Here is a 15,524-nt window from a genome sequence, read left to right as displayed (position 1 = left end):
CGGATTCAGCAGATGGGAGAGATGAAGATGCAAATGACACGATATGATCTGGTGATTGTAGGCGCTGGTCCTTCTGGTCTGTCCGCTGCCATCGAAGCAGCCAAAAAGGGCTTGGATGTGGTTGTTCTGGATGAAAATGCACGGCCTGGGGGACAGCTTTTCAAACAGATCCATAAATTTTTTGGGTCCAAGGAACACAAAGCCAAGATCCGGGGCTTCCGGATCGGGGAAGAACTGCTGAAAGAAGCAGATGCCCTGGGTGTCCAGGTAAAACTCAATGCCACGGTAATCGGTCTGTACCGGGACAAAGAAGTGGTCTATCGGATGGATGATGCCATCCATCATATTAAAGGGGACACGGTAATCATTGCCACTGGAGCTTCGGAAAACATGGTTCCTTTTGATGGCTGGACCCTTCCGGGAGTCATGGGGGCCGGTGCAGCCCAGACCATGATGAATCTGTATGGAGTACGTCCGGGAAATAGAATCCTGATGCTGGGGTCCGGCAATGTGGGACTGGTGGTCAGCTTCCAGCTGCTCCAGGCAGGCTGCGAAGTGGTGGCTCTGGTGGATGCGGCACCTAAAATCGGCGGCTACGGTGTCCATGCAGCCAAGGTGGCCCGGACTGGGGTTCCCTTCTATACCAGTCACACCATCCTGAAGGCGGAAGGCAAGGAACATGTGACAGGGGTGACCATTGCGGAAGTGGACAGCCATTTCCAGTTCATTCCCGGAACGGAGAAACATTTCGATGTAGATACCATCTGTGTGGCCGTTGGGCTGTCTCCCATGTCCCAGCTGTTGAAAATGGCGGGCTGTGAGATGGAAGACAATCCAAAACGGGGCGGCCAGGTTCCCATCTGTGATGAATATGGACGGACTTCCATTCCCGGTCTGTTTGTGGCAGGAGATGTATCCGGTATCGAAGAAGCCAGTTCGGCCATGATCGAAGGCCGGATGGCCGGAGAATTGGCGGCGGAATACTTGGGGTACACTACGGAAAAGGAAGAGACGGAAAGTCTGGAAGGGCTGGACAAAGCCCTGGATGGACTGCGGCAGGGAATGTTCGCTCCCAGGAACCGGGGCAAGACCATTACCGAAACGGAAGAAGGCATCCCCATTTCCACTACTTTATTGAAGAAAGGGTATGTGACTGACGAGGAAATCACCCGCTTCCCTGGGGTAACGGAAAAAGAGGAGATCCATCCGGTAATCGAATGTACCCAGAATATTCCCTGCAATCCCTGTCAGGATGTATGTCCCAACCACTGTATCAAGGTAGGAGACAACATTACGGCTCTTCCCTGTCTCAGTGCAGAAAAACGCTGTACGGGATGCGGTCTTTGTGTGGCCAGCTGTCCTGGTCAGGCCATTTTTCTGCTGAAGGAAGACAAGTCCGAGGGAACTGCGGAAATCACTCTTCCCTATGAATTCCTGCCTTTGCCCAAGAGCGGGGATAAAGGGATGGCTTTGGGCAGAAACGGGGAAACAGTCTGCACGGCGGAAGTGGTTGCCGTAAAGAGCAGCCCTGCCTATGACAAGACCAGTCTTCTGACCATGAAAGTCCCTCTGGAATATGCCATGAAGGCACGGTTCTTCAAAAAGGCGTAACGGACGGAGATCAACCGGAACAGGAAAGGACTGACAGGATATGGGAAAAATCATTGATCGTTCCAGAGATATTGGAGAATTTGTTCCGCAGCCGGATGATGACATGATTATCTGCCGCTGTGAAGAAGTCACCAAGGGAGAAATCCGGCGGGCCGTCCATGAAGGACTGTATACCATTACAGAAGTGCGGCGGTTCCTGCGCTGCGGCATGGGGCTGTGTCAGGGCCAGACCTGCGCCAAGCTGGTTAAAGGCATCATAGCCAGAGAACTGGGAGTCAGCCCGGCAGAGCTGGAACCGGCCACCAGCCGGGCTCCCATGCGTCCTCTTGAAATGGAAGTCTTTGCACGGGAAACAGGGGAGGCGGAAAAATGATGAGTACGGCAGATGTAATCATTGTGGGAGCCGGCATTGTGGGAAATTCCACGGCCTACTATCTGGCTAAACGAGGATGCAGTGTCATAGTCCTGGAAGGGGACAAAAATGTGGGAAACGGTGCGTCTTCCCGAAACGGAGGGGGCGTCCGCCAGTCCGGACGGGATGCCAGGGAACTGCCTCTCATGCAGTATGGAGTGAAGAATATCTGGCCTCATATTTCTGAAGAACTGGGATATGACTGCGAATATCATCAGGATGGGAACCTGCGGCTGGGGAAAACGGAAAAACATCTCCAGATCCTGAAAAAACTGGCAGATTCCGCCTATGACTGCGGTGTGGATGTAAAAATGATTGACGGAGATGAAGTACGGGCCATCAATCCGTATCTTTCCGAAGAAGTCATTGGAGCCAGCTGGTGTCCTACTGATGGACATGCCAATCCCCTGTCTACCACACTGGCCTTTTATATGGCGTCCAGAAGATTGGGGGTCCGGTATTACAGTGGAGATAAAGCAATTCAATTGAGGAAAATCAAGGGACATATCCGTCAGGTGATTACGGAAAGCGGAGCTGTCTATGAAGGGGATACAGTGCTCCTGGCCGCTGGATACGGAAGCCGGGCCCTGGCTGCCACTGTAGGCATTGATGTCCCCATTGAAGTGAATATCATCGAAGCTCTGGTCACGGAAGCGGAGCCTCATATGTTCAATCAGATGCTGGGGACGGCCGAAGCGGATTTTTACGGACATCAGACCAATCATGGATCCTTTGTATTCGGTGGAGACTGCGGGTTGGAAGGGTTTACGGAAGACCCCATAGACCGCCCCAACTCCAAGAGCAACTGCAGTATTACCGCTCCCTGTGTCTGCCGGGGCATCATGAAATATTTTCCGGATCTGGCCAAAGCCAAAATCGTCCGGACCTGGGCCGGAGAAGAAGACAAATGTGTGGACCTGGTTCCGGTACTGGGGAACGTGGAAGAAGTCCCCGGTCTGATGCTGGCCTGCGGATTTACCGGCCATGGCTTTGGCATCGGCCCGGCAGTGGGCAATCAGCTGGCAGAGCTGGTTACGGAAAACAAGACCGAAGTGGATCTGTCCGCTCTCCATTACAACCGGTTCGTGGCGAAGATCTGAAGAAATGCTTTACAAAGTGTGCAGCATGGAAGTTGGCTGCACACTTCTTTGTTGGCAGTGATTTCTTCAAATGGCGGTTTCCTGTTCTGGCAGAGTCTCTTTCCATGACTGTCGGTACCCGTTATAATAAAATCGACAGTGACGAAAGGAAGGGACCCGTTATGGAACAGAAAAAAGGGACTGCAGGAAAACTTTCTTACAAGGATATTGCCTATGACCGGATCAAGGATGCCATTTTATTCAACCGTTTCCGGATTGGCGCCATTTATTCTCAGGAAAGCTTGTGCCGGGAACTGGGTATCAGCAAAACACCTCTGCGGGAAGCTCTGTTGGAACTCCAGACTGATGGGTATGTGACGTTCTGCCGGGGCAGAGGAGTACTGATCCAGCCGGTATCCTTTGAAAAAGCCCATGATATCCTGGAAGCACGGATGACCATGGAACCCATCTGCGCCCAGCTGGCAGCCCAGCGGGCCAATGAAGAAGACCGGCAGGCAATGGACAGCCTGCTGACTTCTCTTCAGGAAGGCCTTCCTTCAGAAGATGGGCAACGGCTGTACCGAATCGACCACAGCTTTCATCGGGCTGTAATACAGTCTGCCCACAACGAAATCTTTTTCCGGTTCCTGGATGTGGTATTGGACCATTATCTCCGGTTTGAAGTGAAGAGCGTCTACAACAATTCCATTGATGCCCGAAAAGTGTATGCGGAGCACCGAAAAGTCTATGAGGCCATTGCAGAGAAAGATGAAAAGAAAGCCTATAAGGCTATGGAGACCCATCTGAAGAACTCTTTTGCCAGGACTTTGCCGGAATATTGGAAGAAGTAATATATTACTTTAGAATAAATTAATGTGACAAAAACTATTGAAAATTAAAGGGAAATCAGATATACTGAAAGAAAATAAAGAAAAAAATACCGAATATATTCTGCTGCAGAGGATAAGAAATATATTTCTTGAAGTGGAAACAAGATAGCCATCAACATATTTCCTAAAGCCGGATGTTTCAGTCTGTCTTCGTGCAGGCTGCTGCAATCATATTTTTTAAGGGAGGGATTTTTATGTTGGTGGCAATCTGGGTCATTACCTTTTGCCTGATCATCGGCATCGGTGTGTATGCTGGTTCCAGCATCAAAGCGGCCAGTCAGTGGTCCGGAGGTGACCGTACTCTGGGAGCCTGGTCTTTGGGGTGCGTTTTTGCGGCCTGGCAGATTGGCGGTATGGCAATAGTGGGAGCTGCTCAAAATGGATACAACCTGGGCATTTCAGGTGCCTGGTACTCCATTGCGGGCAGTTTTTATTTTATCTTCCTGGCCTTCTTCGCCAAACTGATCCGGGAAAACCTGCCCAGTGAATCCGTGCCGGAATATCTGCAGCTGAAATTTGGACAGAAGACGGCCCGGCTGTATTCTTACGCCTGGATCGTTTACGGGTTCCTGTACATTCCTATCCAGCTGAAGACGGTTTCCAGTATTGTGCAGATCGTACTGCCGGGGCTGAGCGTCAGCTGGGCCATGCTGATCGGGGTAACCATTGCGGTGGTCTACACCAGCTTTTCCGGTATGCGGGGTGCCTCTGCCGTAGGCCGGGTGGTCTGCATCGGGACTTATATCCTGCTGATGGCATTTGTCTTCACCACGCTGCCCAAATTCGGGAACTACAGCGGCCTCTTGGCCAAACTGCCGGCCCAGTATGCCTCCTGGCACAACATGCCCACCCATCGGATTATTGCCTGGATCGTAGGCGGGTGCATCAGTACGGCGGTGATGCAGTCCGTACTCCAGCCTCTGCTGTCGGCAAAATCTCCTGAAGCGGCCCGGACCGGGTCCATCCTGGGGTATGTGATTGCTGCGCCCATCTGCGTTCTGACGGCTATTTGCGGTATGTTCTCCAAGGCTTCCGGCGCTGATCTGGGGAATGGGACCACAGCTTTTGCCTATGCCATCAAAGCGTTCAGCAGCCCGTTGTTCGCTGGTGTGGTCTTTGCCTTCGCAACTATGATCATTGCGGCCACCATGGCCACCATGATGTTGGCCACTGGGACCATCATCACCAATGTGTACAAGACGGAAATCAATCCCCAGGCGGATGATGCCAAGGTGCTGAAGATTTCCAAGTGGATCACCTTTATCTTTGCTTACCTGACCCTGCTGCCGGCCAACCTGATTCCCAGCAATGCGCTGACCAACCTGTTCCTGACTCTGCAGCATGTGGCTGCGGCACCGGTAAGCTTTTCCATCCTGGCAGGGATCATGTGGAAGAAGATTACTCCTCAGGGGGCTTTCTGGAGCATGCTCTGCGGGATGATCGTGGGGGTTGCCTGGATGCTCCTGAAACTGACGGATATGCTGGAAGCGGTGTATCCTGTGGTAATCGTAACGTATTCTGTGGGGATCATCGTGTCTCTGATGACTGGAAAGAAGGAAGCAGCATGACTCAGACAAAAAAAGAAATCTATATGTGGCCTTCCTACTGGAGCCGTCCGGTGGCTCATGGATCCTGTGGTGCCATCAGCAGCAACAGCGTCTATGCCACCCGGGCGGGATTGGAAATCCTGAAAAAAGGCGGCAATGCCTTTGATGCGGCGGTGGCCGTATCACTGGCCCTTTCCGTAGTGGAACCCCATCATTCCGGATTGGGAGGCGGGTGCTTTTCTCTGCTGTACGTGGCCAAAGAAAATAAATTCGTTGCCCTGGACGGACGGGGAATCGCTCCCAAGGCGGCCGGCCCGGATCTGTTCATCAAAGATGGAGAAGTCCAGGATGAATGGAAGGATCTGGGAGGTCAATCGGTGGCTGTTCCCGGACTGCTGCGGACTTTGGAAGAAGTACTGGAAAAATACGGAACCCTGACCTGGAAGGATGTGGCAGCACCGGCCATCCGTTTGGCGGAAGAAGGCTTTGGTACAGGATATACGGAATCTCTGACCATGGAGGACGATTCTGTCCGCCGGAAACGGAGACTTTCCGCCGCTTTCCGGAAACTGTATCTGAAGCCGGACGGCAGCCAGTACCGGTTTGGAGAAAAACAGACCAATCCGGAAATCGGAAAGCTGTTGGAACAGGTAGCAGAAAAAGGGGCTGATGCTTTTTATACTGGCAGCACAGCCCAACAGATGGTGGATCTGATCAATGCAAGGGGCGGCTGTTTTGTCCTGGAAGATTTCACGGAATACCGGCCCAAATACCGCCAGGTGCTCCATACCTCCTATCATGGGACGGATGTGGTGTCCTTCGGCCCGCCCAGCGGCGGCTGTGCCGTACTGGAAATGCTGAATATCCTGGAAACCAGAGATGTAAGGAAAACCGGGCAGAATACAGCGGCTACCATCCATGCACTGGCAGAAGCCATGAAACTGGGGTTTGCTGACCGGAGCCAGGCTCTGGGGGACCCGGACTTTGTCCAAGTGGATACAGACCGGCTGGTGAGCAAAAAATTTGCGGAAGAAAGAGCAGCTTTTATGACAGAAGAAGCCGGAGAATTTGCAGCAGCAGAGAATATCGCCGCCAAAGACTATCCCGGGAATACCTCCCATTTTGTGGTCATGGATAAAGAAGGAAATGCCTTTTCTCAGACCCAGACCGTCCGTGACTGGTTCGGCTGCGGCATTGTGGTGGATGGCTTGGGATTCGTTCTGAACAATGCCATGAGCGATTTTTCGGCGGAAGCAGGTGCCATTACCAGCCAGGGGCTCAGCTATGGCATGGCCAACAGCATTGCCGGCGGGAAGACCCCACTCTCCAGCATGGCTCCCACCATGGTGTGCCGGGATGGAAAACCTTTCCTGGCCATCGGAGCGGCAGGGGGCCCCAGAATCATCACCGGGATTGTCCAGGGAATTGTCAACGGAGTGGATTTTGGCCTGACACCGGAGCGGTTGGTAGGCCTTCCTTACATCCACTGTCAGACCCGGAAACAGGGCCTGGAAGTGGAACTGGGGGTTTCGGAGGATACCCTGGACCTACTGCGGAAACGGGGTCATACCATTGTGAAGGTCCCCAGTGATCAGGCCATGAGCACCATGCTCAACAGCGTCATGTGCCGGGATGGAGAATATTATGCAGCCGGTACCCAGCGGGTGGACGGCTGCGGAGGAGCTTTGCTGCCGGATGGTCATGTGGTGTTGGAGGGCGTAAGCCAGGAGTAGAGACGGAAGACAACACTGATGATTCAAAAGGGTGCCGCATATTTCAAAGCAGCACCCTTTCCAAGTCTTATTATAATAATTAAGAGGAACAGACGGTATATTTACTTTCAGTCGTTATTTTTAAACCCATATACCCTGCAGGGATTTTCTACTAATGCAAGATGGAGAGCCTTTTCATCCGTAAAAAAACAAGGGCAGAGGTTCAAGTGCCCTTGTTTTTCTTTTTTATTTAAAACACAATCCGTCAATTCCGATGGAGCCGTCTTCTGTCAGAACACCGCCGCCGCCGTCTACCCGGTTGGTCCCGGCTGGATAGAACAGACCGTCTTTGTACATGATGCCGTTGGGCATGCAGGACATGACGCCTACATTGGGGGGCATAATGACTTTGTGTCCTTTCTTTTCCAGAAGAGCAACCGTGTCAGGAGAAAAACCGTCTTCCAGTTCCAGCCCCTGTTCCTTTGTGAGACAGCACATGAAGGGAGTGCGGACAGCCGGTTCCATCATCCTGCCATATTCCAGGGTGTTGAGAATCATTTGGAGCACGCTGGTGATGATCCGGGGACCGCCGGCGCAGCCTACGGCCAGTACAGGCTTCCCTGCTTTGAATACAAGGGTGGGGCACATGCTGGACAGAGGTGTCTTTCCAGGCTGGACGGAGTTGGCTTCTCCATAGGCCAAGCCCTGGGTGGTCCGGACCCCGGCCTTGGGACTGAAATCAGCCATGGCATTGTTCATGATAAAGCCCCGATGGGGAATCACTACTCCGCAGCCCCACCAGTTGCGGATGGTCTGGGTCTGGGCAAATACGTTTCCGTACCGGTCCATAATGGAAAAACTGGTGGTACAGCCCGGATAGGATTTTGCCTCAATGCCTTCAGTGGGAGCGAATTCCTGGGCTTGGTCCATATCGATCTTTTTGGCCAGTTGGGCAGCATATTCTTTGGAAAGCAGTTTGTCCAGCTGGATCTTCACAAAGTCGGGATCGCCCATTGCCACGGAGCGGTCTGCAAACATCATCTTCATGGTCTCAGCAATTACATGGGTGGCAGCCGCTGAATGGTATCCCATGGCTTTCAGATCAAAATTTTCCAGGATATTCAGCATCTGGATTACGTGGGTGCCGCCGGAGGATGGAGGTGCCATAGAGATGATGTCATATCCCCGGAAGGTCCCCCGTACAGGCGTACGGGCCTTGGGACGGCAGTTGACCAGGTCATCTTTGACCATAACGCCTTTGTTTTTCTGCACATAATGGATGATTTCATCAGCGATGGGCCCGGTGTAAAACCAGTCAACGCCTTTTTGGGCAACCTGTTCCATGGTGTCGGCCAGATCCGGGTTGGTGATTTTTTCTCCATAGATCCGGGGCTTCCCATTGTGGAGATAGTACTTACTGAACCCTTCATAGGCATCCCGGTTGTGTTCCGCTTCCGGAGTATCGGAGATCCGGGCATAGGGGAAACCGCAACAGAATCCTTTTCGAGCCAGATTGATAGCCGGTGCGGAGACTTCTTCCCAGCTCATGGTCCCATACTTTTGCAGGATCCCATCCAGGGCCCGGTAAAGAGCCGGGACAGCGGTGGAACGGCCGGAGAATTCAGTCAGGCTCAGATCCACATTACCGTCGGCATCCAGGAACATATCCTCAGAAGCATGTATGGGGGCTACTCCCCGAGCATCACAGCAGTAGAACCGGTTGCTGCCCTTATGGTAGAAAACGTAGAAACAGCCACCGCCAATGCCGGAGTGGTAGGGACCGACAAGCCCAAGGGTCAGAGAAACGGCACAGGCTGCATCAAATACATTGCCGCCTTTTTTCAGGATCTCCAGTCCGGCGGCGGTGGCATAGGGACTGTTGGAGGAAACGGCGCCCTGGTTCCCATAGGGATAGGGCCGATAATAGAAGATATCATTCAGCTGATAGCCAAGATAAGGATGATTGGGCATAAGAAAGACCTCCTTCAGAAAACAGAACAGTCAGTGCGCACTGCTTTTTGTTGCCACATAACCAACCAGATAACTGACAGCAATGGTGGGATACACCACATTGATCCTACCGTTCAGACCGGCGAAAATCCAGAACAGGGCAATGATAATACCGGAAAAAATGCTCAGCAGAGAAGCCTTGGCTGTAACCTTATCCCAGAACAGGCCAGCGATGACAGTAAAACTGAAGGGCGCATAGACCAGGTAGTTCAGGGTCAGGAACATATTGACCATTTGAGCAGAGGGAATCAGGAAACCTACGGCCAGGGAGATGTAGGCAACGGCGATGGTGCCCCAGCGGGATACTTTCAGGACTGTCGTATCGGATGCCTGGGGATTGATTTGTTTGGAATACACATTGGAAATGACCGTGCCGGTGGCCATCATCATGGTGGCCATGGTGGCAGCGACAATCATGGTAATGACGGCGAAGATGATCCCTGCCACCAACGGCTGGGACAAGTGAGCGATACTCCAGGCAAAGGCACTGGCCCCGTCTCCCAAGGCACTGGTGTTGGCTTTGGCCATCATGCCGATAATGGCGGTAAGAATGCAGATGGGAGCGGCAATCACATACCCCAGGATGCAGCCCCAGGTGGCTGCATGGTCGCTTCGTGCAGCAAACATGGGTTGCAGGGCCGCTTGGCTGACGATGGTGGTCAGGGCCCCACCCACTGCCCAGGCAACAATCTGCTGGACAGGCATGGCCGTCAGGTTGTTGTAACCAGAGGGAAGACGGGTCAGCAGACCGCTGTAGCCGCCCATGGCATCCAGATTCTGATAGACGAAACCGATCAGGAGCACATAGGTGGCGATGCAGACAATACGTCCGATTATGTCAGAACCTTTCATGCCGGCAAATCCTGTATAGGCTGCTGCAATGGTGACGCCCACAAACATGGCCAGATCAAGGCTGATGCCGGGCAGGACCATCTGGATTACAGAGGCGACGGTCTTCAGCTGGATAGGGACGTAGAGAATCCCAAAGACGATCCAGATATAGGCCTGGACTTTTGAAACAGAAGGACCATAACGGCTTTCCAGGAACACGGGCAGAGAGCTTGCCTTCATGTATTTCCGCATGGGTTTGGCCAGAGCGGCCATCAGAAGGAAATAGACTCCGCCGGCAATGGAGTACCAGCAGCCAGCAATACCCATGGTGTACCTATTTTGAGCGGCACCCACAATGCTCATGCCTCCGATCTGCCAGGCACCTAGCATGGCACCGACAGAGAAAATCCCCATGGAACGGTCACTGCCGTTCCACTGATCGGATTTTGTGATCCGCGTCCCGGCATAGATGCCAAAACCGATGATAAGGAGAAATGTGATGATCCAACTAGCCAGCAGCATGGTGAGACTCCTTTCTTTCTGCATGAAATTTACGGTAGAAATAAGAATAGAAAAGTAAGAAAATAAGCCATTTTACTGATAAATACAATATTTTATTTGCTCTTTTGTTAGTATCGTATTATATTTATGCTATGTTGATATAGGAATTTTCGGAAACTGATTTGGTAAAAATCGGAACTGATCTGCAGGGAACAAGGGGAAGCAATATGGAAGAAACGGAAAAATATGCGAAAATTTTATCGGTACAGCCTTTTTGGGAAGCAGAGAAGAACAATCGATTCATATTGACAGATCCGGAACTTGGAGGTCCGGTGGCTGTGGCTTACGAACTGACAGCAGGACAGGAAACCGATGGGCTGACCAGTGTACCGGGAATCGGACTGCTGGGTATTATGTTCTCTTTGGAAAAGGAGAAACCCCAGGCTATGATCTGCGGGCTGCTGAACAAAAGCAAAAAAGTGCCTCTTTACGGCGTCCATCATACCTTGTGCTGTCAGTTCTTTCCCGGGCAGTTTACCCGTCTTTTTGGAATTCCCAGCCGGGAGGTGACGGATATGGAAGCGCCGTTGGAAGATTTTATCAGGGTGGGGACCGTGCCGGAAGAAATTGCGACGGCAGAAGGGTTTGAAAACCAAATGGCAATCATCAGACGGTTTATTGAAGAGTGGAAAAACCGGAAACTGCGGGACACCAGTGACGGATTGGTCCAGTATCTGATGAAAGATGCCCTGCAGAAGCACGGTTCTCTGCAGATTGCCCAACTGGAAAAAGATACGGGGTACAGTGCCCGCTATCTCCAGCGGGTTATGCTGGAACATGTGGGACTGGCCCCCAAGACCGCACTGAACAACATCCGTTTCCAGAGCGTGCTGCGGCGGCTGTTGGAAAATCCCTTTTGCTCGCTGGCAGAGGCGGCCCAGGCCTGTGGGTATTACGACCAGAGTTATTTTACCAAAGTATTCAAGGAATACATGGGCACGACGCCGGCTGCCTTTGTGAAGCAAATCCAGGAAATGGTCCGGAAAGGGGAACCTGTCAAAAAGTAAGGTGGGTAAGTGGAAAGACAGAGCTGAAAACAATCATAAAGACAAGTATCGTATTTTTTCATTCTCATTTTCTGAATCATGAAAAGAATCAATAGCAGAGCTGAAATAGGGTAAATCAATTGACAGAACAAAATATTCATAATACACTGACAATATATATCTTCGAAAGGATGTGAAGTGGATGTTCAAGAAGTTTGGTCGGATTGCGGCGGTTACAGCATTGTCTTTGGGAATGGCACTGGGCCTGGGATACAGGGCGGAGGCCATGGTAGGCGGCAAACCCGTCATCGGGATTTCCTGGGAAAGTGCGGATCAGGAAAGCGACTATGCTCCCATCAAGAAAATCATTGAAATGGCCGGAGGGATTTCGGTGGAACTGGGGCAGATCAAAAGCTCGGATGTTCAGTATGATAAAAACGGTGCGGTGGACAAGACCTGTCTGGAACCGTCGGGAATGCTGAAACAGAAATATGCGGACAAAATCAAAGACCAGAACTTCGGGAACACCAATATTGCCACCGTGATGCAGGGCATCGATGGGGTATTTGGAACAGGGGGAGAGGATATCAGCCCTTCTCTTTACAAACATCCGGAAAAGGAAAAGAACCATGGGGAAGAGATCAATGCTACCCGGGACATTTCGGATTATACCCTGCAGGCCTACTGCCTGAAAAACAATATCCCTACTTTGAATGTATGCCGCAGTGAACAAATGATGGGCATTGTGTCCGGGGTCAAATTCATGCAGGACATCCCGGATTACTATAAAGCCCACAAGAAATCTTATGATAATCTTCATCGGATGCCTCCAGGAACCCCCAATCGGGATTATACCCGGCACGATGTACGGATCCTTCCCGTACAGTCCCATCTCCGGGCCATTGTAGGGAAAGATGAACTGAAGAACATCTCCTCCTGGCATCATCAGAACATTGAAAGTCTGGCTGGAACGGCGCTGATCCAGACTGCCGAAACTACGGACAATGGGATTTCCCTGATTGAAGGAATCGAGTACCCCGCCAACACCTTCAGTGTGGGACTTCAGTTCCATCCGGAAAATGATCTGACGGAAGTGCTGATCAAAAAGAAGGACAAGGAAAAGTTCTGCGATACGGAAATCTGCATGGGGTTCTTTAAAGCCTTGGTGAAAGCTTCTGCGAAGTAAAAAATAGAGTAACAACGCCCGGTATGCCTGTTTGGCAGACCGGGCGTTGTTCCTTTGCTGGCAGTAAACTCTGCTGGACACCATCTGCCGGGGGCAGATACTTCTGAACTTGTAAAACCCGCAGGCCCGCCCGTCCCGGCCGCCCAGGGGGCATATATTCAAAAAGGAGCTGTTGTGAGCTGCCCCCCAATTGTTAGACCAAAAATCTAACAATTGGGGGGCAGTTTTTTATGGCAAAACACAGCTATGAATTTAAGAAAAAAATAGTACTGGAATATTTGAACAGTGACGAAGGGTGTATTTCTATTTCACGTAAATATGGGACGACAAGCAGTAGCCAGCTGCTAAAGTGGGTTGCTGCTTACAAGGCATTTGGAGATAATGGACTGAAGAGATCCCGCTCTCAAAAAATATACTCTTTCAAAGAAAAACTTTCTGTGGTAGAGTCTTACTTAACAAATGAAATCTCATATCAGGAACTGGCAATTCAAGTAGGAATCAATAATCCATCCATGATTGCCAGATGGGTCAACGAATTCAAGATTGCGGGGCCGGAAGCGTTACGGTCACATAAAAAAGGCAGGAAGAGAACTTTGAAAAAATCTAAAACAAAAAAAAACAGATCCCCAGGTTCAGCAGCCGATGGTCGACATCAGTGTGGAACATGTCCAGGAGTTAGAGGATGAAAATCTTAAACTCCGTATAGAGAATGCTTTTTTAAAAGAACTGAGGAGACTGCGTTTAGAGGACGAAGCAAAAATGAGAGAGTTGCGAAAATCATCTCCAGTCTCCGAAGATCATTCAAATTGAAAGACCTTCTTTCCTATACTCAAATGCCTAAAGCGACCTATATGTACTGGCAGAAACGGTTTGACCGCGTGAATCCAGACCAGGAAGTAGAGGACAAAATACAGGAAATCCGCAGCCAGCATAAAGATTATGGATATCGGCGCATGACCGGTGACTGGGCTGGAAAAGTCCTGTTCAATACAGGCTTCCTTTGCAGGCAGCATAAAAAAGTAACGAGACAGTAAAAACCATCTCGTTACTAAGGTCTAACTTTTTGGGGTCACATCAGGGGACTGGCTGCTTTCACCGTTTTCTTCTGCACGATTTGTCAGGATTTTTGCCTGTGACAGTAATTTCGGAAAATTCTTCCATGATATACTGGACCTGCTGTGGAATCGGAATTTGGCAGGGAGGAGGAATTGCCATGAGTTCACTGGAAGAAATGCTGCAGGGATATGAAATCCCGGAGGTGGTGAAAATCCGGACCATCTTTGACCGGACACGGTTGGAAAATCCGGAGGAAACTCTGTTGGCACGGCTGCGGGCCAAAAATCTGCCAGTTCTCCCGGGACAGCGGATTGCCATCACAGGGGGAAGCCGGGGAATTGCGGATTATGTGCCTTTGATGCGGGCGGCCGTCCGGTATCTGAAGGAAATGGGTGCCGTGCCTTTTATCGTGCCGGCCATGGGCAGCCACGGGGGTGCAACGGCGGAAGGCCAGGTGGAAGTACTGCGGAATCTGGGGATTACGGAAGAAAGTGTGGGAGCCCCAATCGTTTCCAGTATGGAAGTGGTGGAAATCGCCCGGACGGAACTGGACCTGCCGGTGTACCTGGATAAAAATGCCTGGGAAGCGGATGGTATCCTGCTGTTGAACCGGGTGAAGACCCATACCTCCATTTATGGCCGGTACCAGAGCGGGCTGGTAAAGATGCTGGCCATCGGACTGGCCAAGCATGTGGGGGCCGCCATGACCCACAGCCTGGGTACGGACTACCTGAATGACAACATGGCCCGGGTGGGCCTGACGGCACTGGACCATGCCAAAGTGGTGGGCGGCATTGCCGTCATTGAAAACGGGTATGACCAGCTGGCAGATGTGTATGTGCTGAAAAAAGAAGAAATCAGGGAGGAAGAACCGAAAATTTTGGAACGGGCCAAAGCCATGGTTCCCCGGATCCCTTTTGCACATATGGATGTGCTGATCTGCCGGAAACTGGGAAAGGAAATCTCCGGTACAGGGATGGACCCGGCGGTGGTGGGCCGGCCCATCAACAACCGGCCCAATGTGGGTCCGGATGTAACGGAACTGGGAATCCTGTCTCTCACGGCCAAATCGGAAGGCAACGGGAACGGCATCGGCATGGGAGATTTCATCAGCCGGCGACTGCGGGATGCCGTGGATGAAAAAATGACGGTGGTGAATGCTTTGACTGGCATGAAGCCCTTTACGGCCCGGATCCCGCCTACCATGGATACGGATGAGCTGGTGTTCAAAGCCTGCATCAAGGCAGCGGGACGGATCGCTCCGGAAGATTTGAAACTGTGCATCATCAACAGCAGCGGGGATCTGCGGCATATCTGGGCCACCAGAGCGCTGGCGGAAAATCTGGATCCTCATAAGGGAGAACTGGCCGGAACGTATCAGAAGGTGCATTTTGATGGGTCCGGAACATTGATGCTGGAAGAATAGAAAAGGGGGGTGTGAATTTTTTCACACCCCCTTTACGTATGGTCCCTGATGAATTTTTTGGGGGACTGGCTGAAGTGGTAAACTAAAATTGGACACGGAGGGGGTAATTTTTGGACATACGGTGTATACTGTACGGATAGTACGAAATTAATTATCGGACAGAAATTCTCCCTCACAGGACAGGAGGTTTGCCGTGAAGTACACAAAAGAACAGAGA

The 15,524-nt window shown here is 51.4% G+C and carries 12 protein-coding genes; 10 read left to right on the top strand and 2 right to left on the bottom strand.

Features of this window, described 5'->3' with window-relative positions; genetic code table 11:
• The first annotated feature begins 33 nt into the window (after positions 1-33).
• From FX155_RS05140 to ggt (FX155_RS05115), 6 genes are all read left to right on the top strand, one after another.
• Complete coding sequence (locus FX155_RS05140) at positions 34-1,611, top strand: FAD-dependent oxidoreductase (protein WP_154488006.1); 1,578 nt, start codon at positions 34-36, stop codon at positions 1,609-1,611.
• 40 nt (positions 1,612-1,651) lie between these two features.
• Positions 1,652-1,984, top strand: a complete 333-nt coding sequence (locus tag FX155_RS05135; RefSeq protein WP_154487965.1) for a (2Fe-2S)-binding protein — start codon at positions 1,652-1,654, stop codon at positions 1,982-1,984.
• Positions 1,981-3,123, top strand: coding sequence for an NAD(P)/FAD-dependent oxidoreductase (locus tag FX155_RS05130; RefSeq protein ID WP_154487964.1), 1,143 nt, complete (start codon positions 1,981-1,983; stop codon positions 3,121-3,123). Before FX155_RS05135 ends, FX155_RS05130 begins: the two co-directional genes overlap by 4 nt.
• A 161-nt stretch (positions 3,124-3,284) precedes the next feature.
• Entirely contained in the window at positions 3,285-3,953 is a 669-nt protein-coding gene (locus tag FX155_RS05125) for a GntR family transcriptional regulator (protein ID WP_154487963.1), read from the top strand.
• A 233-nt stretch (positions 3,954-4,186) separates the two neighbouring features.
• The gene (locus FX155_RS05120; RefSeq protein WP_154487962.1) at positions 4,187-5,560 is read left to right on the top strand and encodes a sodium:solute symporter family protein; all 1,374 of its coding nucleotides are present in this window, start codon (positions 4,187-4,189) and stop codon (positions 5,558-5,560) included.
• Positions 5,557-7,272: a gamma-glutamyltransferase gene (ggt, locus tag FX155_RS05115; RefSeq protein WP_154487961.1), complete on the top strand. Its 1,716-nt coding sequence runs from the start codon at positions 5,557-5,559 to the stop codon at positions 7,270-7,272. The genes FX155_RS05120 and ggt (FX155_RS05115) overlap by 4 nt, the downstream gene beginning before the upstream one ends.
• Positions 7,273-7,497: 225 nt before the next feature.
• On the opposite strand, the gene ggt (FX155_RS05110) is transcribed toward ggt (FX155_RS05115), so the two are convergent.
• Positions 7,498-9,222 (bottom strand): gamma-glutamyltransferase, encoded by a 1,725-nt coding sequence (gene ggt, locus FX155_RS05110; RefSeq protein WP_154487960.1) that lies wholly within the window; start codon positions 9,220-9,222, stop codon positions 7,498-7,500.
• Positions 9,223-9,252: 30 nt separating this feature from the next.
• A complete protein-coding gene (locus FX155_RS05105; RefSeq protein WP_154487959.1) occupies positions 9,253-10,614 on the bottom strand; it encodes a sodium:solute symporter family protein in 1,362 nt (453 codons plus the stop codon).
• Positions 10,615-10,931: 317 nt separating this feature from the next.
• Between FX155_RS05105 and FX155_RS11690 the strand changes: the two genes are divergently transcribed.
• From FX155_RS11690 to FX155_RS05085, 4 genes are all read left to right on the top strand, one after another.
• Complete coding sequence (locus FX155_RS11690; RefSeq protein WP_195839613.1) at positions 10,932-11,660, top strand: helix-turn-helix domain-containing protein; 729 nt, start codon at positions 10,932-10,934, stop codon at positions 11,658-11,660.
• Positions 11,661-11,841: 181 nt separating this feature from the next.
• Complete coding sequence (locus tag FX155_RS05095) at positions 11,842-12,825, top strand: gamma-glutamyl-gamma-aminobutyrate hydrolase family protein (RefSeq protein ID WP_154487957.1); 984 nt, start codon at positions 11,842-11,844, stop codon at positions 12,823-12,825.
• A gap of 230 nt (positions 12,826-13,055) precedes the next feature.
• The gene (locus FX155_RS05090; RefSeq protein WP_229778441.1) at positions 13,056-13,511 is read left to right on the top strand and encodes a transposase; all 456 of its coding nucleotides are present in this window, start codon (positions 13,056-13,058) and stop codon (positions 13,509-13,511) included.
• 527 nt (positions 13,512-14,038) lie between these two features.
• The gene (locus tag FX155_RS05085; protein WP_022488251.1) at positions 14,039-15,307 is read left to right on the top strand and encodes a DUF362 domain-containing protein; all 1,269 of its coding nucleotides are present in this window, start codon (positions 14,039-14,041) and stop codon (positions 15,305-15,307) included.
• Positions 15,308-15,524 lie beyond the last annotated feature (217 nt).

Origin of the sequence: Acidaminococcus fermentans (assembly GCF_009696675.1) — a bacterium.
Lineage (GTDB): Bacteria > Bacillota > Negativicutes > Acidaminococcales > Acidaminococcaceae > Acidaminococcus.
The sequence above is the reverse complement of the archived record's forward strand: the minus strand, read 5'-3'. Positions and strand labels throughout refer to the sequence as shown.